This window comes from Acinetobacter sp. AND/436, assembly GCF_049546925.1.
Lineage (GTDB): Bacteria > Pseudomonadota > Gammaproteobacteria > Pseudomonadales > Moraxellaceae > Acinetobacter > Acinetobacter indicus.
In genome coordinates this window covers 16,000-35,825 of sequence record NZ_JBMXBO010000015.1, presented here as the reverse complement: position 1 = coordinate 35,825, position 19,826 = coordinate 16,000, and the positions used below count along the sequence as shown (strand labels likewise).

At 46.9% G+C, this 19,826-nt stretch carries 16 protein-coding genes; 10 read left to right on the top strand and 6 right to left on the bottom strand.

Going from position 1 to position 19,826, the window contains the following annotated elements:
• The first annotated feature begins 14 nt into the window (after positions 1-14).
• Positions 15-476, top strand: coding sequence for a DUF2750 domain-containing protein (locus ACPEPR_RS11465; protein WP_005179520.1), 462 nt, complete (start codon positions 15-17; stop codon positions 474-476).
• Positions 477-489: 13 nt separating this feature from the next.
• On the opposite strand, the gene ACPEPR_RS11460 is transcribed toward ACPEPR_RS11465, so the two are convergent.
• From ACPEPR_RS11460 to yccS, 4 genes are all read right to left on the bottom strand, one after another.
• Positions 490-1,284 (bottom strand): YdcF family protein, encoded by a 795-nt coding sequence (locus tag ACPEPR_RS11460; RefSeq protein ID WP_104488735.1) that lies wholly within the window; start codon positions 1,282-1,284, stop codon positions 490-492.
• Between the two features lie 114 nt (positions 1,285-1,398).
• Positions 1,399-3,999, bottom strand: coding sequence for a PepSY domain-containing protein (locus tag ACPEPR_RS11455; RefSeq protein WP_423562461.1), 2,601 nt, complete (start codon positions 3,997-3,999; stop codon positions 1,399-1,401).
• A 166-nt stretch (positions 4,000-4,165) separates the two neighbouring features.
• Entirely contained in the window at positions 4,166-4,726 is a 561-nt protein-coding gene (locus ACPEPR_RS11450; protein WP_005179510.1) for a YcxB family protein, read from the bottom strand.
• Positions 4,727-4,810: 84 nt separating this feature from the next.
• The gene (gene yccS / locus ACPEPR_RS11445) at positions 4,811-6,985 is read right to left on the bottom strand and encodes a YccS family putative transporter (protein ID WP_423562460.1); all 2,175 of its coding nucleotides are present in this window, start codon (positions 6,983-6,985) and stop codon (positions 4,811-4,813) included.
• A 135-nt stretch (positions 6,986-7,120) separates the two neighbouring features.
• On the opposite strand from yccS, the gene ACPEPR_RS11440 reads away from it, so the two are divergent.
• Complete coding sequence (locus ACPEPR_RS11440; protein WP_104491504.1) at positions 7,121-8,344, top strand: multidrug effflux MFS transporter; 1,224 nt, start codon at positions 7,121-7,123, stop codon at positions 8,342-8,344.
• Positions 8,345-8,437: 93 nt separating this feature from the next.
• Here ACPEPR_RS11440 and ACPEPR_RS11435 read toward each other — a convergent pair whose 3' ends face one another.
• The gene (locus ACPEPR_RS11435) at positions 8,438-9,142 is read right to left on the bottom strand and encodes a nitroreductase (protein WP_104988312.1); all 705 of its coding nucleotides are present in this window, start codon (positions 9,140-9,142) and stop codon (positions 8,438-8,440) included.
• Between the two features lie 384 nt (positions 9,143-9,526).
• Between ACPEPR_RS11435 and ACPEPR_RS11430 the strand changes: the two genes are divergently transcribed.
• From ACPEPR_RS11430 to ACPEPR_RS11420, 3 genes are all read left to right on the top strand, one after another.
• The gene (locus ACPEPR_RS11430; RefSeq protein WP_423562459.1) at positions 9,527-10,774 is read left to right on the top strand and encodes a DcaP family trimeric outer membrane transporter; all 1,248 of its coding nucleotides are present in this window, start codon (positions 9,527-9,529) and stop codon (positions 10,772-10,774) included.
• A 637-nt stretch (positions 10,775-11,411) separates the two neighbouring features.
• Positions 11,412-12,650, top strand: a complete 1,239-nt coding sequence (gene gltS, locus ACPEPR_RS11425) for a sodium/glutamate symporter (protein WP_104505555.1) — start codon at positions 11,412-11,414, stop codon at positions 12,648-12,650.
• 74 nt (positions 12,651-12,724) lie between these two features.
• A complete protein-coding gene (locus ACPEPR_RS11420) occupies positions 12,725-14,200 on the top strand; it encodes an alanine/glycine:cation symporter family protein (RefSeq protein ID WP_160241105.1) in 1,476 nt (491 codons plus the stop codon).
• A 64-nt stretch (positions 14,201-14,264) separates the two neighbouring features.
• On the opposite strand, the gene chrA is transcribed toward ACPEPR_RS11420, so the two are convergent.
• Positions 14,265-15,464 (bottom strand): chromate efflux transporter, encoded by a 1,200-nt coding sequence (chrA, locus tag ACPEPR_RS11415; RefSeq protein WP_423562458.1) that lies wholly within the window; start codon positions 15,462-15,464, stop codon positions 14,265-14,267.
• Positions 15,465-15,593: 129 nt separating this feature from the next.
• On the opposite strand from chrA, the gene ACPEPR_RS11410 reads away from it, so the two are divergent.
• The 5 genes from ACPEPR_RS11410 (at position 15,594) to ACPEPR_RS11390 (ending at position 19,815) form a co-directional block, all read left to right on the top strand.
• Entirely contained in the window at positions 15,594-16,625 is a 1,032-nt protein-coding gene (locus ACPEPR_RS11410) for a patatin-like phospholipase family protein (RefSeq protein ID WP_160241107.1), read from the top strand.
• A gap of 269 nt (positions 16,626-16,894) precedes the next feature.
• Complete coding sequence (locus ACPEPR_RS11405) at positions 16,895-17,074, top strand: hypothetical protein (RefSeq protein ID WP_225876368.1); 180 nt, start codon at positions 16,895-16,897, stop codon at positions 17,072-17,074.
• A 286-nt stretch (positions 17,075-17,360) separates the two neighbouring features.
• Entirely contained in the window at positions 17,361-17,876 is a 516-nt protein-coding gene (locus tag ACPEPR_RS11400; protein WP_005179490.1) for an acyl-CoA thioesterase, read from the top strand.
• Between the two features lie 153 nt (positions 17,877-18,029).
• Entirely contained in the window at positions 18,030-18,611 is a 582-nt protein-coding gene (locus ACPEPR_RS11395; RefSeq protein WP_180036488.1) for a TetR/AcrR family transcriptional regulator, read from the top strand.
• A 4-nt stretch (positions 18,612-18,615) separates the two neighbouring features.
• Positions 18,616-19,815: an MFS transporter gene (locus ACPEPR_RS11390; RefSeq protein ID WP_127801585.1), complete on the top strand. Its 1,200-nt coding sequence runs from the start codon at positions 18,616-18,618 to the stop codon at positions 19,813-19,815.
• Positions 19,816-19,826: the final 11 nt, after the last annotated feature.

The following is a 19,826-nucleotide window of genomic DNA, read 5'->3' as shown; positions in this document are numbered from 1 at the left end:
GGACTGGATGATCTATGCGAAATCCATATCAACGCAAGGCCGCGTCTAAATCTCAAACTTCAAGCTATAACGTTCAAGATATTTACAAACAGTTTATTGAAATCATGGTCAGCCAGGGACAAGTGTTTGCGCTGTATCATGACGGCTGGGCCTTATGTGCCACACCCACCGGACAGCGCGCTTTTGCGGTCTGGCAAAATAAAAGTCTGGCCAAACTGCTGGTCAAAGACAACTGGGAAAATTACGATATTCAGGAAGTCAGCTTTAAAGATTTTATTGAAAAAGTCCTGCCATTTTTAAGACAGGAAAGCACACTGGTGTCAATGAATCTTAGTCCCGAAGGGCAGAATGTGCTGGTAGCACCGGAAAAGCTGCTGCTGGATATTAAAAACTATCTTTACCAGATTTATTTGCAAAAACCTGAGGTCTATAAAAACCTGCAACTGCCTTCGCCACGTTCCATTCGCCTTAATTAATATTTATTGGGTATTAATATTCATTGAGTAGCCAACCACTTACATAAGCAAAATATTCGCGTAACCAGGAGTTATAGCGAATATAGAGTGGTGTAGGAGCGCTATAGGGCAAGGGCTGCTGATAGCCCTGTTTGCGGGCAATCGCCAGCGCACGCGGTAAATGAAAATCACTGGTCACCACGGCAATCGGATCACTGAGCTGAATATCGTGTTGTACCAGCAAGGCCTTGGAATTGTGGAAATTCAGAGCGGTACTGGTACTGCGTGCTTCCAATAGAATTCGTGTTTTCGGAAGATGATGCTGCTCTGTTAAATAGTGCGCCATCACTTCGGCTTCGGTCCACTGATTCCCAAAAGCGGCGCCACCACTGACGATAATGGGAATTTGTGGCAGCTGCTTGGCCAACGTGGCACCTGCATTTAGGCGTTTGGCCAAGGTCGGCGTCGGCTGGTTGTGCTGGATTCCCCCGCCTAAAATCAGAATCGCCTGCGTATTTGGATTGGGTTGGCTATGCAGGCTTTGCCAGTGTAAGTAGCCAAAGAACAGCGCTACACTGAGTAGCCAGACCCAGAAAGCACCCCATACTAAACGCCAGCCTTGTTGATAGATCGGGCGCTGTCGAATCCAGCGCTGTAGCAGAACATAAGCCAAGGCATAAATGAACAGTGCTGCACCGAACAGCATCGGCAGCAGGGTACCAAAATGAAAGCTGTTCAGACTGAGCAACCACAGACCATTGGCCAGTAGTAGAATTGCAGCCATCAGGCTCAGAAGACGTTTCAGTGGGGCGTGGCTGTGACTCTGCATGGCGGAATGATCATAAATAGCGTGATGTATCTGCAGATTATAAAAGATCAAGATGAAAAAACCGGACATCAAGTCCGGTTTTTTCAATTTTAGTTTTCAGCAAGTTAGCAAAACTTAGTAGACATCACGGCGGTAACGGCCTTCACTGCGTAACTGATCCACCGTAGCTTCACCAAGCAGTTCAATCAGGGTCTGGTCAACATCGCTGGCCATGCCATCAATACTGCCGCAGACATAAATCACGGCACCTTGCTCAATCCAGCGTTGCAGTTCTTTGGCCTGTTCACGCAATTTATGGTGTACATAGACTTTCTGTTCCTGATCACGCGAGAAGGCCACATCCAGACGCTGCAACATGCCGGTGCTTTGCCATGCAGACACAATATTTTCATAGAAAAAGTCATGTGCGCGCTGACGTTCACCGAAAATCAGCCAGTTCTGGGTATAGTCATGACGGATACGTGCCTGTAATAGACTCATTAGCCCGGCAATACCAGTCCCGTTACCAATACAGATGATTGGACGGTTGTCATCAATCAGGTGGAACGATTCATTGGTGCGAATGCGCAGGGCAATACTGCTCTGTAGCGGCGCATGTTGGGTGAGCCAGCCCGAACCAAGACCCAGTTGACCTTGGGCATCGGATTGCTGGCGGACCACCAGACGCAAAATCTGCTGCGATGGAATGCTGGCAATCGAATATTCACGTGCAGGCAGGGTCGGTAACTGTTCCAGTAAATGTTCCAGATTGGCAAACGGCTCGATTTCAACCGTCAGATCTTTGTCCCAGAGCGCCTGTTCAATCGGTTCACCGGTCGAATCTAGCAGGGTACCCGGCTGAATCTGATGCTGTTGTATAAAGGCTGCCAGACGCTCAGGACTGTTCCCTGGCTGGATTTCGGCAATATCACCGGCTTCCCAGTGTGCTTCGTGTTGCGGCGCCAGCTCGATATTATAGGCTGGTGCACCCAGACTGTTCGGATTGAGCAGATCACGCTGTTTCAGAATCCAGCTGTCAAAGGTCTTGTGAATGTCCATGCCTTGCAATTCAAGCTGGGTGGCTTGAGCTAGTGCTGTATTCCAGCGTTGGATATCTTCATTGCTGGCATTGTCCACTTCAATGGTGGCAAACAGAGGCTGCGCCTGATTGCGTTGTAACCACTGATCAATTTTATGACCAAAGCTGCAGTAGCTGTCCGGATATTCCTTGGAGCCCAGCGCCAGTACCGCATAACGAAGATGCTGTAAATTGGCCGAGCTGCTCAGGATTTTCTTGTCAAAGCTGGAGGCTAAATCAGGTGCTTCACCGGTACCATAGGTACTGGCTACAAACAGCACCTGTTCTACCGATTGCAGATCTTCCAGACTCAATTGCTGTACCGGTTTCACGGTCACTGGTTGACGAGCTTCCTGCAAACTGGTCGCAGTACGCCAGGCCAGCTGTTCAGCCACGCCGGTTTGGGTGGCGTAGGCAATCAGCCACGGTTTGGCATTTGGATCAACCGTGACGGCGCTTGCGCTATTCCGTGCTGCCTGGGTCAGTTTCTTCTGCTTGCGACGTTTCAGATACAGCATCCAGCCGGTGACAAAGAACAGCGGCATCAGCAGGGAAGCGACCATGGCAAAGAACTGGTACACCGGACCAAAGAAGCTGCCACGGTGAACCGGTAACATGCTGCTCATGATTTTTTCATTGAGTTTTTTATCTTCATACAGGCTGATGTCGGTGAGGCTGGCCGTCTGATAGTTATAGGTTGCACTATTGCGGGCACGTTCATGCTGCGGTACTGCATCGACAAAGTTGAGGCTAACTTCACCATTGGCCTGTTTGGGCAGGTTCAGGGTCATGGTTGAGTAGTCACGTCCCAGTTGTGCCTGTACGCCAATCCAGGTCTGGTTCAATACCGCCTGCATTTGCAGCGAATCCAGTCCTTCTGCACGCTCACCACGACCTTCACGCGCAGCACCTTCGCCACGTTCACGGCCTTGCGGCGCACCACGCTGACCTTGCGGCGCGGCATTGGCCTGCATTTGCGGTTGTGGACGCTCTACGCCCAGCACCTTGAACATGCCATTACGCCACCAGTCATAGGACCAGTACAGGCCGGTACAGGCTAGAATCAGGTAGAAAATCACCACCCAGGTGCCGACAACGGCGTGTAAATCCCAGATAAAGTTACGGCCTTTGAGTTTTGGCTTCACAAAGAACCACTGTTTTACCGAATGCTTTTTCGGCCAGCGTAAATATAGACCACTCAAGACAAAGAAAATTAGCATCAAGGCACAGGCACCGGTAATCTGCTTGCCGACCGGGCCAACGGTCAGGTTACGGTGTAACTGCTGGATAAACTGGAAAAATTCACGGCCTTTAATCTCGGGTAACACTTCTGCGCTGTAGGGGTTAATCAGCACATTCTGGCCGCGACGTGCGCCTTCTTTGGCAATATTGACACTCGAAGATGCTGCCGGATCGGAGGCGATAGTAATGCTATTAATTTTGGTTTCAGGTTGAGTCAGCTGAAAATGCTGATAGATTTCCGCCGGGGTGAGCTTGGCCCGGTTTTCGACCTGCACGGTATAACTGTCCGGATTCATCCATTTTAGAATTTGTTGTTCATAGGAATAAATCGCACCGGTAACACCCATCAGTGCGAGAATCAGGCCTGCACTAATTCCAAGGAACCAGTGCAGCTGGAAAAATATTTTTTTAAGCATAGCAATACAGCAGCAGTGTGGAGAGAACAATGGGCGAAATTATAACTGAAGAATAGCGAGATGGAATAGAGTTTGAATATAATATTTATTCTCATTATCATTTAGGTTGGTGCAAACCGGATAAAAAAACCTCCAGCAGGGTGGAGGTTTTTTTGAACGTACAGGCTTAAAGCTGTTTTGGCTCACCTACAGATTCAAGCAGGTGCTTACGAATGGTTTTAAAAGAAAAGTTTTTAGAATCCAGACGTTTTGGCAAGATATAAGCGCCTTGCTGACCTTTGACGGTAAAGTTCACCAGAATGAAATCCGGGGTAGAATACCATTCATAAATATCTTTCCAGCTAATCGCGCCCATGCCTTCTTGCAGGCCCATTTGCTGGCGCATGATGATGCCGTGCGGTTGCACGCCCAGACGGATGCCTTTAATTTCCTGTACCGGAAATTCATTCATTTTGCGTTTGGCATACCATTCCAGACCGAATTTACGGATCAGGAAGTACAGCACCACACAGACCAGAGCTACCCAGCAGAAAATGGTGGAATAGTTCTTGATCAGGATAATCCCCAGAATAGACAGGGCCGTAATAATGCCCATGATCGCCCAGGCTTTGGTGCCAATTTTGTTGGTGCTACGCCAAATTAAAAGCTGGGCATGACGTTGCTCGGCTTCGCTAATGTCGTAGTTCACAGGCTGTAAAGTATAAGCGTATAAATTTTTCGCGGTCATAGTGGAACTAACAAATTTCAAACTCAGAAAAGTTTAGCATTAATTACAGCATTTCAGGAGTCTATTGTTGCAAAATCATCCGAATTATAACGAGGCCAGTTCGGTGGCATCCTGATCACGGTCATGGCTTAAACTCTGCTTTAGCTGACTCAGTTGATGCAGGATGGTCAGCATCAGCGATAACTGCTGCAAAATAATCAGTCCCTGTTGATCTTCCTGATGATTTTGGCTTAAACGCTGCCGGATGGTATGCAGCATATTTTGTGAAGACAGATCGGGTACTTCATCGTTCAGCAAGGCACCGCGAATATCTTCCAGCGCTTTATCCAGCAGGGTTAAAATCTCCGGATCTTCAATTTTTTCCCGGTGTGCCCCCAGCGCGGCAATATAGCTGATAAAGGTATGATTCAGGCACAGCAATTCAAAAGCCTGGGCTTTTTGCGAGGCATCAAAATCCGGCTCAGTGGCCAGGGTAGAAATGAGCGAGGCCAGTTCGGCATCGGTATTATGCGCTGCACGGCGTACCACGCGATAGGTCAGGCCGTTATTGCGCCCGGTTTTGTATTGCTCGACCACTTCGGTCAGATAATCACACTGCGCATTTAAGGCACGGCGAATGGTGCGCGGCAAACGGCGGAATTTCCAGTCCGGGAAAATAAAACTGACGCCAAACCAGGCCAGTGCGCAGCCAATTAAGGTATCAATCATACGCGGCAGGGCAGCGGCAAAGCCCATGCCATCGAGGTTAAAGTTAATCAGTGCCAGAATGGTAATAAAGGCGGTGGCTTGTGCATACTGCTTACTGCGTAATTCAAAGAACAGAATTCCGCTCACTACCAGCAGCAACAGCTGACCTTCGACCGACGGAATAAAATATAAGATGCTATAACCGACCAGAATCCCGACCAGGGTGCCGACAATCCGCAGGCGTAAGCGGCGTTTGGTGGCGTTAAAGTTGGGTTGGGTCACAAACAGTGCGGTCAGTAAAATCCAGTAGCCGTATTCAATATTGGTGACCTGGACAAAAATATAGCCAATCAGCAGCACCGCCGATAATCGAATGGCATGCCGGAACAGCACCGATTCCGGAGTTAAATGCTGCTTGATGCGGATGACCATATCATCCCAGCCTTTCAGGTCATCATCTTTAAGCTGGTTTTCAATATGTTTGGTTTTATCCAGCTTGATATAACGCTCGGTTTCCAGGTTGCGTAACTGCGCGTCAATAGATTTAAGGTTCTGATACAGGGCAAACAGGGCATTGACCCAGACCTGATCATACTGCTGTTCGCTGCGCAGCTTTTGTAGCGAATGTTTCAGGTTCTCAAAGGCATGTTTAAAGCGTTTGCTGTGAATATAGGGTTCACGCTTCAGGATGCTTTCGCTTAAATCTTTACAGGCTTTGCCCTGAATCGCCAGAATACGCTGGAAACGGAACAGGATGTCGCTGTGCTCAAAAATTTTGGCCAGTTTCTGATAGTCAATATGCGCGGAGTCGGCGCGTTCATGAATATCCTGGGCAATAAAATAATACTGCAGGCTGCGGCGGGTGTCTTTCTGGCCACGGTCACCTTTTAAACGGGTCAGTAGCGCGGTTTTCAGTTCATTAAACAGGCCAACCAGCTTGCCATTTTCCATTGACAGGTCAATCAGGCTTTGCTGATAGCTGCCGGGGGTCATATCGACATCAAACAGATTGGATTTGGCAAACAGGAAATCGCCTAACGAGGCATAGCTTTGCGAAAGTTTGTCTTGTAGCTGCCGTACCGGAAACAGTAAAAAGCTGATGGTGGAAATCAGCCCGTACCAGACTGCACCAACCACCAGCAAGGCTGGCTGGGTGTACCAGTCTTCAAACAGGTCCACACCGAGCATGGCATAAACCGAAATCACCAGACAGCCATAGGCAATGGTGGCATAACGCCGGCCCAGAGAACCGAGCAGAATCAGGCCAATACAGGAGATAATCAGGCCAATGGCAAACAGCACCGGATGTGGAAACAGCAGCTGAATGGAGGCAGCGGTAATAAAAAAGCCGATATAGGTATAAGTCTGGTTCAGGATTCTTAAAGAGAAGCGGTCATCAATATCGCTTAAACCGGCTGCGACCACGCCCAAGGTTAGCGGAATGGTGGCCAGCTGATAGCCGAGCAGATAAGGAACAAAGGCGGTGCCGGCAAAGGCGATCATCATCCGGATGTTATAGATAAAGGCCGTGTTGTAGGCAATGTGTTTGAGACGTGTGAGCCAGGATTTCAAGACTGTTCCTTAAACGAAGCCAGATGCTATGCAGCGGGCAGCAATTATGTGAAACTTCACTTTCAGTACCCTGAAATAATACTATGGACTGTGTACCTTGTCTTTAAATCAGTCATTTAAAAAAGAAATATGAATATGTCCGATTCCCATGCCAGTGCAAGCCCGCAGCAGCAGTATCCATCTTCCTGGATTTTACTGCTGGCATTGCTGACCTCGCTTGGTCCGCTGTCGATTGATATGTATCTGCCGGCCTTGCCCCAAATGGCAGATGATTTTGGGGTCAGCACACAAATGGTGGCCAATAGTCTACCGGCTTATTTTCTGGGCCTGGCGATTGGACAGTTAATTTATGGCCCTTTAAGTGACCGGATTGGCCGTAAAACCCCACTGTATTTTGGTTTGGGACTGTATTTTCTGGCCAGCCTGCTCTGTGTTTATGCCCAGGATGAATGGAGCCTGATTGCTGCGCGGGTGTTACAGGCCTTAGGGGGCTGTGTCGGGGTGGTGATTGCCCGTGCGGCAATTCGTGACCGGCTGGATATGCAGGCTTCCGCGCAGGCTTTTTCCAGCATGATGATTGTGACCGCAATTGCGCCCATTATTGCGCCGGGTCTGGGGGCCATCGTCCTGAGCTTTTTTGACTGGCAGGCGATTTTTGTCTGTCTGGCCATGATGAGTTTAGTCTGCTGGCTGTGTGTCCATTTTTTCTTTCAGGAAACCCTGCCGCCAGAGCGCCGTCTGAAATTGAATTTCTATCAGGTGCTGACCTTATATCTGGCCATTTTTAAAGACCGCAGTTTTTATTTACCGATGATTGCCGGCTGTTTTACCGGTGGGGCGATGTTCTGTTATATCAGCAGTTCTGCCGCTGTTCTGATGGATGGTTATGGCCTGAACCAGCAGCAGTTTTCGATTGCTTTTGGTGCCAATGCGGTCGGTATTATGCTGGCCTCGACCTTAAACAAGCATTTGGCAACCAGCAGCTCTTTAATGACCCGTTTAAAAATAGGCGGTACGGTGCAGGGCACTGGCGCGCTAATTCTGGTCATCGCCGGGCTGATGAGCCATGCGCCGATTGTTGTGGTTTTTGCCGGGCTGTTTTTAGCTGTGGCCGGAATTGGTTTTACTGGCCCCAATGCCATGGCGTTGGCAATGTCGGAGCAGGGTGCCCGTGCCGGTACAGCCAGCGCGATTATGGGCAGTATGCAATTTAGCTGCGGTTTAATTGGCGGCTTAATGTTGAATGTACTGATCTGGGATGCTTTATTAAATATGGGCAGTGTGATGCTGCTGTTTATTCTGATTGGGGTGAGTGCGATGTATATCATGCATCGGGAGCGGAAATTAAAAACAGCCTAACCCCGATTCATTCTTATAAATAAAAAGAAGAAACCCGGGCGATTTCTTATTTGCTCTTTAAGCTGTTGCAGCGTGAGGGCCAGAGCTAAAAAATTATTCTACAAATACGGCAAATTCTTCGACAGGTACGCGCGGGGTAATAAAGCTATTTACAATATGCTCTGGATCGGCATAACCCAAGGCCATACCACAGACCAGTTCTTCATCGGCCGGGGCATTTAAGACCTCCAGTACAATGCGATGAAAACTATTCCATGCCGCTTGTGGGCAGGTGTCCAGCCCGCGTGCCTTGGCGGCAATCATCACGTTTTGCATCATCATAGAAAGATCCATTTTTGAACCAATTTCCAGGTCACGGTGCAGGGTAAAAAACAGGCCTACCGGTGCATCAAACAGCTGAAAATTACGCAGATGCTGCGCGGCCATCTTCTGTTTTTCGCCTTTTTCAATATTGAGCAGGCCATACAGCCCCCAGCCATTTTCACGGCGCCGCTCAATAAACGGCGAGAACCATTGTTCCGGATAATAGGAAAAGGTGGCCTGATAATCGGCCGCACGTTCAGGATGTAAATACAGTTCAGTTTGTGCCTGACAGACCCGATCAATGAGTTCCTGACGCTTTTCACCGGTCACCACATACACCTTCCACGGCTGAATATTGGTGCCGGATGGTGCGCGGCTGGCCACGCTTAGAATATCTTTAATCATTTGCGGATCGACCGGACGATCTAAAAAGGCGCGCACCGAATGACGCGAGCTAATGGCCTGATCGACCAGTTGTACTTGTCCTTTATCCATGAAAAATCCCTTAAAATGTTTATGTTCTAATCAACTGTCGCTATATACAATAGTCTAATATTTAACCGGGTAGGCAGCTTTTACTTTTCGATAAAACCATGATAATTCGATATTTTTGCAAATGAGAATTAGAAAAATTGATCAGTCCTTTATCCTTATACGTTAAAAGTGATTTTAATAAAATAAATTAATTGTTAGATTGAAAGCATAAAACGATTACAGTTTTGTGTAATTCTTTATCGATAAGACTTTTAATTATTTGATAAATAGCAAAAGTGTGATGATTAAATGACATTTAAATCAGGGATGCTTGCCATCTGAGTCAGTATTTAAAATGTCTTAAAAGAGCACGGATGAGCATTATTTTTTACTCTGGAGAAACTCATGGATCGTAAAATCCAAACTTCACTTATCACAAAAACATTAGCGGTCGCAATTACAGCAGCAATGGCCTCTACGGTACAGGCAGCAAGCACTGAACAACAACAAATTCAAGAATTACGCCAGGAAGTACAAGCACTCAAAGCTTTAATTCAACAGCAGCAACAGGTTCAGCAACAGCAACAAGTCCAGATCCAGCAAGTTCAGGCGCAACCGGCACCTGCAGCAAAATCGGCTTCACCATTTTCCTTAAAGTCGAAAGGTGGTGCTGAAGTCAATCTGTACGGTTTTGTGCGTGGGGATGCTGCGTATCAAATTGAAGGTGGTAATGGAATTTTTAACCGTATCCACGCCGTTAGCTTGGGCGATGACAATAACGCAACTGAAGACCGTTTTGATTCAACCGCAACCACTACACGCCTTGGTTTAGACTTTAAAGGTCCAGTCGCAGGGAAAGATGTCGGCGGTAAAATTGAGATTGATTTCCGTGGTACTAATGACAGCGTACGTATTCGCCACGCTTACTTAACTATGGACAACTGGTTATTGGGTCAAACCACTTCATCCTTCCTTTCCGGTGAAACTACACCTGAAATGCTGGACTTTAACTCACCACTCGGTATTGGTACTTACCGTACACCACAAGTGCGTTATAGCGACAAAATTAATGCAGACACGACTTATTTTGTTGGTTTAGAAAAAGGACATGACGATAACAGACTGCCGGCAGCAACCGCAAAAGTTGCACATAAATTTGCTGAAGGTGCAGGTACGCTGACAGGTCGAGCGCTGGTCCAGGAAGTTCGTGCGCGTGATGTAGCTGACGAAACAGATTTTGGCTGGGGCTTGGCTGCGGGTGTAAACTTTAAACCAACTGAAACCTTAACTTTAAATGCCGACTACTCTCATGTAACGGGTGATGACAAGTTTATTCTATACACCGATAGGAATAAGCGTTATTCAGTAGATGGTAATGACATCGACTTAAAAGAATTTGATGCATTTACTTTAGGCGCTACTTTGAAAATTACACCAAAACTTCGTAGTACATTAGGTTATGGTGCAGTCTTCTTTGATGATGCTGTAGGTGAAGAAAATGACGAATTACAGCAAGGCTGGTTAAATGTCATGTATAACCCGGTACAACCAATTACCTTGGGTGCTGAATATGTTTACGGTGAACGTGAAACAGCTGATGGCCGAACAGGTAAAGATAATCGTATTGGTGTAATGGCACGTTATAACTTCTAAGTGCTGAACCAAAAAAGAGGTGGCTTGCCACCTCTTTTTTTTATTTACCGATTTTTAAAAAACAATTTTAAATTCAGTTGCTTAAATTTATAGTTAAAAGCAATAAGTTAGACTAATAGCAAATAGCGTTAAAAAAATAAAGATTTTTAGAGAAAAAGATGCATAATGTGCGATTTTTTAAGCTGTATTGTTCAGCTTTTTCTATGAATTAAGATGTATTTGTTGGCTACATGAAGCAATGCATTTTCTATGTTTAGGAGCCTATATGAGATTATCTTTCTATAGTAAGCCTATTCAGAGATTTCAGCCTGACATTACCCTGCCACTGAAGTGTCTGTATTTTATTTTTCACTCCCTCTTTTTCAGGCAGTGCCGGTTGATATGAATTTGAGGAGCGACGCTGAGTCTTGCGCTTCAGCTCAGATGCTTCTTCGCCAGCTCAGATGCTTCTTCGCCAGCTCAGATGCTTCTTCGCCAACTCAGAACTTTTTCTGATTTACATTATTCATATTGCAGAGTTTTCCCGTTTATTTAAATTAAACAGAGCAGCCTTATCATAAAAGGTGCTTATATCATCAGGTTTAAATAATCAGAACCGGAAAACAATAAGCATTGACCATATTAAATGGATATTGCCATGGAATTTACTTTTAATGCGTTTTACACCTTAATTGCGGCTGTAATCGTTCTCCTTTTGGGACGTTTTTTAGTTAACAATATTGATTTTCTAAGACGTTACAACATCCCGGAACCTGTCGCGGGCGGTTTGGTCGCTGCGGTGGTGTCTTTAATCGTGCACAATTTCTGGGGCTACAGCATTACCACCAGTAGTGCGCTGCAAACCAGTTTTATGCTGATTTTCTTTGCCTCCATCGGTTTAAGTGCCAACTTTGCCAAACTGCGTGAAGGCGGTATTGGTCTGGTGATCTTTCTGATCGCAATTTCACTATTCATCATTGTACAAAACTTTGTCGGGATTAGTCTGGCGACAGTATTGGGCATTGATCCGCTAATTGGTATGATTGCCGGTTCCATTACCTTAACCGGTGGTCACGGGACTGCGGGTGCATGGGGTGAAATCCTTGAGGTTGAACATGGTATTCAGGGGGCTTTGGCCCTGGGGATGGCCAGTGCGACCTTCGGTCTGATTATTGGCGGTATTATTGGTGGGCCATTGGCCAAGCTGCTGATCAACCGTTATCAGTTGGCTACACCACGTACCGATGCACAAATTGAACAGCGTGACAATACGCCAGTTGAACCGGTACCGGGCGAGTTTGTGCCGTTTGAATATCCGCATCAGGTGCGTTTAATTACCGCAGACAATGCCATTACCACTTTAGGTTTATTTGCAGCCTGTCTGGCCTTTGCCGAGTTTATGACTGGTTATGCCAAAGGTACGCTGTTTGAGTTGCCAACTTTCGTCTGGGCTTTGGCTGGTGGGGTAATTCTGCGTAACGTATTAGAAGGTATTTTCAAAGTCACTATTTTTGACCGTGCGATTGACGTATTTGGTAACGCTTCATTGTCTTTATATTTGGCGATGGCATTGCTGTCATTGAAATTATGGCAACTGGCAGATCTGGCGGGCCCGCTAATGGTCATTCTAGGCGCGCAAACCATCACCATGGCCTTGTATGCGGCCTTCATTACCTTCCGTGTTATGGGTAAAAACTATGATGCTGCTGTACTGGCTGCGGGTCACTGTGGTTTTGGTATGGGTGCAACACCTACTGCAGTTGCCAACATGCAGGCCGTTACCAATATGTACGGTGCTTCTCATAAAGCCTTCCTGATTGTACCGCTGTGTGGTGCTTTCTTTGTCGACTTGATTAATGCGACTGTCATTCAAGTCATTCTTAAGTTTTTTGTTTAAGTAATTTGAGTGGAAAAGCCTTGTTAAAAGGCTTTTCTTTTTAGGATGACTCAATCAGCAAAGGGTGCGAAAAAATGAATGAACAATTAAATGAAACCCTAATGTCCTGGGTGACGCTTCTAAATACCCCGCTGTGGGATTTTCTGGTGATCTTTCTGGTTGGTGTCGGGATATTTTATACCCTGATCACCGGCGCTGTACAAATTCGCCTGTTCTGGCACAGTATTAAAGCCATGAGGTCGAGCCGTAAAAAAGGCGAAGACAGTTATGGGATTACCCCATTTCAGGCCCTTGTGACCGGTTTGGCCAGTCGGGTCGGGGTCGGTAACGTTGCCGGTGTTGCGATTGCGATTGCGATTGGTGGTCCGGGTGCGGTGTTCTGGATGTGGTTTACCGCATTTTTAGGCATGAGTTCGGCCTTTGTCGAATCTTCACTGGCGCAGCTATTTAAGGTGCGTGATACCAGCAACCATCAGTTCCGTGGTGGTCCGGCCTATTACATTACCCAAGGCCTGAAACAGAAATGGCTGGGTGTAGTATTTGCGGTTGCCCTGATTTTAACTTACGGTTTCGTGTTTAACGCGGTGCAGGCCAACTCGATTATCAGTGCCACATCACATGCCTGGGGCTGGAATCAGGCCAATCTGACTGTTCCAATGGGTGCATTCAGTTTTGAACTGTCCTGGTTGGGTCTGGTTCTGGTCGTCATGACCGCCATGATTATTTTTGGCGGGATTAAACGTATTGCCAAAGTGGCAGAGAAATTTGTCCCGATTATGGCGCTGCTGTATCTGGTGGTGGCATTGTATATCGCCGTGATTAATCTGCCGATTATTCCGGATATTTTCCGCCTGATTTTCAGCAAGGCTTTTGAATTTGATGCCGCTGCCGGTGGTTTCTTTGGGGCGATGGTGTCGATGGCGATGATGATGGGCATCAAGCGTGGTCTGTTCTCCAATGAAGCGGGGATGGGTTCTGCACCAAACGCGGCTGCTGTGTCGGATGTAAAACATCCAGTGAATCAGGGGCTGGTACAGATGCTGGGCGTATTCGTGGACACCTTTATTGTCTGTTCATGTACCGCAATCATCATTTTGTCTTCCGGTTTATATCAGAATGCCGGTTTTGAAGGGGTGACCCTGACCCAGATGGCGCTGGAAAGCCAGATTGGCCATTGGGGCGATGACTTCCTGGCCATTATCCTGTTTATGTTTACTTATTCGTCGATTATTGGGAACTACGCCTATGCCGAAGGTAACGTGCAGTTCATTAACAACAACCGCAAGATCATGCTGATTTTCCGTCTGCTGGTGCTGTTTATGGTGTATTTCGGCGCGATTGCCACCGTACCACTGATCTGGTCGATGGCCGATCTGTTTATGGGCGTGATGGCCACCATCAACCTGTTTGCTATTTTACTGCTGACGCCATTTGTGCTGATGTTGCTAAAAGACTTCAAGGCACAACTGAAGCGTGGCGTGAAAGAACCGGAATTTAAACTGGACAATCATCCTAAATTTAAAGACCGGGTTAATTCCGATATCTGGTAATGCAAACAACAACAGCCTCATCATGAGGCTGTTGTTTTATCAAGAGAATATTCTTTTAGATGCGTTAGCTCAGCAAAGACAGCAAACCCATATACACGCCAAAGCTACCAATCAGGCTGACCCACACCGGCAGTTTGCTTTTCAGTAAAACAATCACAAACATCACAAACGCCAGATCCAGCACTGATGTTAAATAATCCTGTCCCATATCAACAATGAGCGCGAGCAATAAACCCACCACCGCGGCATTAATACCAATCACCGCATGTTTGATTTTGTCCTGATGCATCAGCCAGGACCAATGCGGCAGGGTAGCAAAAATCAGAAAGAACGAGGGCAGGAAAATGGCGATGGTGGCAATGATCGCGTTCAGCACAGGATAGGCAGTTAAATCCAGAAAATAGCCGACATAGCTGGCAAAGCTGAATAAAGGACCCGGCATGAGCTGGGCAAAGGCATAGCCTAAATCAAACTGCTGGGCTGAGATCATGCCGGTACTGACAAAGTCCTGATGCAGCAGCGGTAAAATAATATGCCCACCACCAAAGACCAGTGCAGCAGACTGATAAAAGCCTAAAAAGCCTTCAGCCAGCAGATTCGGATTGATCCAGTTCAGCGCACCGAGCAGCAGAAACGGACAGATAAACAAGATTAGCCAGAGTGTAGTTGAGCCGAAACTGCGCTGTTCCAGCTGAAAACTCGGCGTGGTATGACTGCCGCTTTGAGGTTGTGTTTTGGCAATCCACATGCCGGCCAGACCAGCCAGCACAATCACCAGAATCTGGTTATATGACAGTGGCAGGAACCAGATCATGAGTGCGGACACGAGCATCAGTAGGTATTGCCACCAGCTTTTGCAAAAGTTTTGCAGCATTTGCCAGAAGGCCCAGAACACCACCGCCAGTACAATCAGTTGAATGGCATGAAAATAAGCCGAACTGATCCATGGAAATAACTGCTGACCGATAAAGGCCAGTAGCGTCATCAGTAAGGCCGAGGGCAAGGTAAAGCCCAGCCAGGCCACCACCGAGCCTAAATAGCCACGTTTTAAATAGCCAATGGCCAGTCCGACCTGACTGCTGGTCGGGCCGGGTAACAGTTGCGCTAAAGCGACGACCTGGGCATAGTCTTCATCTTTGAGCCAGTGCAAACGCTGTACAAAAGTCTGGTGAAAAAACACCAGATGCGCGGCTGGGCCCCCGAAAGACAAGCATCCCAGCTTAAAGAAAATCAGAAAAATCTGTGAATAAGATAAAGAAGACATTGGCTAGAATTTTAAAAAACCCGACTTAAGTTTAAACTGAGCAGATGACAGTTTAACGAATTTAAACAATGCACTGCAGAAAATCTCCTTAGACTACAGCAGGCCTGTCGAGTTCAGATCGAGGAATTCATGTTGAATAAAAATCTTGGCTTTATCAGTGTGATGGGGGCAGTCATGCTGACCTTAGGCGCCTGTCAGCATCTGCCAGAACAGCATCAGCGGGTGTCCTCCCAATTAATGGCAACCCCGGCAATGGCAGAGGCCAGCCAGCAGAACGCACGCATGAACTTTAAAACGTTGCCGCAATATACCGGACAGGACCCGGTCATTGCCTTGGTGCTGGGCAGCGGCGGCGCGCGCGGTTATGCCCATATTGGCGTAATTGAAGTGCTGGAACAAAATGGCATCCGTCCGGATTTTATCGTCGGGACCAGTGCCGGCAGTATTGTCGGGTCGATTTATGCCAGCGGCAAAAGCGCGCATGAGCTGCGTCAGATTGCCCTGAACATGAAGGCCAATGATGTCCGTGACATCAAGCTGGATATGAAAGGCTTCTTCGATGGCAAAAAAGTCGAGAACTATGTCAATACGCAGGTCAACCAGTTGCCGTTAGAGCAGCTGCCAATTCCGATGTATGTGGTGGCCACTGAATTAAAACAGGGCAAGAAAGTGGTATTTAATGCCGGCAATACCGGACAGGCAGTACGGGCTTCGGTGTCCATTCCAAGCATGTTTATTCCGACCCGAATTGCCGATGCCGAATATGTCGATGGTGGACTGGTCAGTCCGGTGCCGGTAAATGTGGCCCGCGAACTGGGTGCGGACATTGTGATTGCGGTCGATATTCTGGCCCAGCCGATGTATACCGAAACCACCCATGTCTGGGGGCTGTTTAACCAGAATATTAATATCATGCAGAAGCATCTGGCTCAGGAAGAGCTGAAACATGCCGATATTGTGATTCAGCCAGATTTACGCGAAAAAGCACATATTTTTGATGTGCAGGGTCGTGAAGCCACCATGCAGGCCGGTGTGGTCGCCGCCTATGGCAAGCTGGGGCAGATTTCGCAGGTCTATCAGCATAAAGGCTATGCCGATGGTCACCGGATTCAAACCTATAACCTGCAACAAAATACTGTTGAGATACATTCGTGGCGCTAGAATGCTGCCGGTTTTTTCTATAACTTAAGTCGAATAAAAATGGCAAGAATGCTCATATCGCAATTTGCTTTTGGCGTTAATTGCCTGATGTTATTCAATAAAGGTATTTCGATTCATGCTCAAAAGGTTGTGATTAATATTTAAAGTTTATATATAAGTGTATTTTAATTCAGCTATTTAAGTTTACCTGTTGTTAATAAAGCTCTTATACTGGCCGCATCAGAATATAACGATTTATCTTAGAAGCTAAAACTGAGCAGGGCATGAGCATGAAGCAATTACACATTGGACAATCTGTACAACTGGCCAACATGGAACAAATTATTTTTACCATTAAAAAAATTAATGCCGATGGTTCCTATGAAATTGAAGCCCAGCTCGATGTACAAAATGTTTTAAATTATGGTCACGTGTCGCCGGAAATGTTGCGTCATATCAACCCGGCTTAAAAGCTCAGGCAGTAAAAAGTCCAATTTTGGGCTGAACTCATCTGCCCGAATGGAAAAAATCCACCTCCTGACGCGCCTGCTGAAATCCTGTTCAAGTGGTGTCGGGATGTGGATAAATAATTGAAAATTCAAGTAATAGCGCAAAACACTATATATTTTTCTAAATAATACCCCAATCACCATAAATAATAATGATGACTTTATTGCCGAATTGAACATTTAATTTGTGTTAAAAACGATATAATAATATTCACATATCCTGTCTTTTATAAGAGCCGAAAACAAGATGTCCCCATTAGATCAGCTTAAACCCATCTTAGAAGATCAATCTGAATTAACCATGTCGGTGTTAATGACGCCAGATATGGCAAACTTTTCCGGTAATGTTCATGGGGGAACAATTCTAAAATTACTGGATCAGGTGGCTTATGCCTGTGCCAGCCGTTATTCAGGCAGCTATGTGGTGACACTTTCGGTAGATAAAGTGAACTTTAAGGAACCAATTCATGTCGGTGAGTTGGTGACTTTCCTGGCCAGTGTGAACCATGTAGGCCGTACTTCCATGGAAATTGGCATTCGCGTCGAAGCGCAGAACATTCAAAAACGCACCGTGCGTCATACCAACAGTTGCTATTTTACCATGGTCGCAGTTGATGAGCAGGGCAAACCCAAACAGGTGCCGGCCTTAAATCTGGACAATGACTGGAAACGCTGCCGTTTTGAAGCGGCAGAACAGCGTAAAGTGGCACGTTTACAGGAAGGTACTCATCCATCTTGCAGTATTTACAAGAAGTCGATTTAAGTCCGACTTTCACTGTGTTGAAGAAAGACCTGAAATTTCAGGTCTTTTTTTATTGCCAAATTTTTTCATACCAGACGACAAAAGAATCACTCGCCAGCCGGCACCAACTGGCTTATTATAAAACGATACGTATCGTTTCGTTTTGGGCTAGGTATGGAAACTGAAAAATCATCACGGCGGCAGCAATGTATTTTAAATGCTGTGGTCGAGGCACTGGCAGAGTATGACTATAGCCATCTGACCATTGAGGATATTGCCACGCGGGCCGGTGTGGGGAAATCGACCATCTACCGCTGGTGGAAACATAAATCCGAACTGGTGTTCGATGCCTTTAAGCTGCAAACCGCCTCGATTTTTGAACTCGACTTTAGCCAGTCTTTGCAGTTTAACCTGACCCAGCAATTGTTTAAGCTGAGTCAGGCGCTGAACCATCAGGTTGGGCGGGCGGTACTGGTGGTGATGGCCGAGCAGCGTGAAACTGCCGCGGCGTTTTTTCGTGAATATTTGCTGCCACGGCGTGAACAGATGCGCAAACTGATTCAGCTGGCGATTCAGCGTGGTGAAATTGTGGCGCAGTATCCGTTTGAACTGATGCTCGACACGCTATATGCACCGATTCATTACCAGATTATTTTCTTTAACCGGATGCCCGATGCCGACTATATTCAGCAGCTGATTGAGATGGTGCTGGGACCAGTCCGGGTTCAGCCGCTTATTGATGCGCAGGAGCGCTAAGCCTATGTCTGCTCAAAGTTCTGCTGCATTATGGAATCGTGCATTTATTCTGTGTCTTTTCAATAACCTGTTTCTGTTTGTTTATTATTTTGCCCTGCTAGCCGTATTACCAATTTATATCATGAATGATCTGGGCGGCACGGTCAAAGAAGCCGGTTTGGCTCTGACCCTGTTTCTGGTGTCCTCGATTGCCATCCGGCCGTTTTCCGGTTTAATCGTGGAAAAGCTGGGCAAGAAACTGTCTTTTCGTGGTTCTGAGCTGTGCTTTGTGCTGTTTGCCTTTTGCTATATCTGGATTGACAGCATGTGGAGCCTGCTGCTGGTGCGTTTTTTACATGGCATCTGGTTCAGTATTTTAACCACGGTGGCGGTGCCGGTGGCCAGTGACTTTATTCCAGAAGCGCGTAAAGGCGAGGGCATTGGTTATTTTGTGATGTCGACCAATTTGGGCGTGGTTTTTGGGCCTTTAATTGCCTTAACCACCATCCAGTTCACCAGTTTTCGGGTGTTGTTTGCCGTGCTGGCAGTGATTATGGCGATGGGTTTTCTGTTCTGCCTTAGCCTGAAATTACAGGATGATCGGGTCAAACCGGCCAATCCGCCCGATCCATCTGCCATGAAACCCCGGCTGAGCCTGCATGATATTGTCGAAACCCGGGTCATTCCGGTAGGGCTGGTGGCAATGCTGACTGCCTTGGCCTATTCCAGCGTGATCAGTTTTATTACTGCCTATAGTGAAGCCAAGCAGTTACTGGCCTATACCAGTCTGTTCTTTGTGGTCTTTGCTGTGTCCATGATTGTGGTGCGGCCGTGGGTCGGCAAGCGTTATGATCGTAAAGGTCCAAGTGCGGTGATGTATCCGTCCTTTGTGTGTTTTGCCATGGGACTGGTGATTGTCAGCTTTTTATCTAATCCGTGGATTTTATGGCTGTCGGCGGTGTTTATTGGTATTGGCTACGGCACCTTGTTTCCGTGTCTGCAAACCGTGGCCATTCAAACGGTCAATAAACAGCGCATGGGTCATGCGATTTCAACGTTCTTTACCCTGTTTGATCTGGGGCTGGCACTCGGTTCAGTGCTGATGGGCATCCTGATTGCCTGGATGGGCTTCCAGCTGACCTATTTACTCTGCGCCGTGCTGGTGCTGTTGACCTTGCTGCTTTACAAAGCCATGGTCACACCAACCTTGCGTCAGGCTCCCTAAGAGGCTTCAAC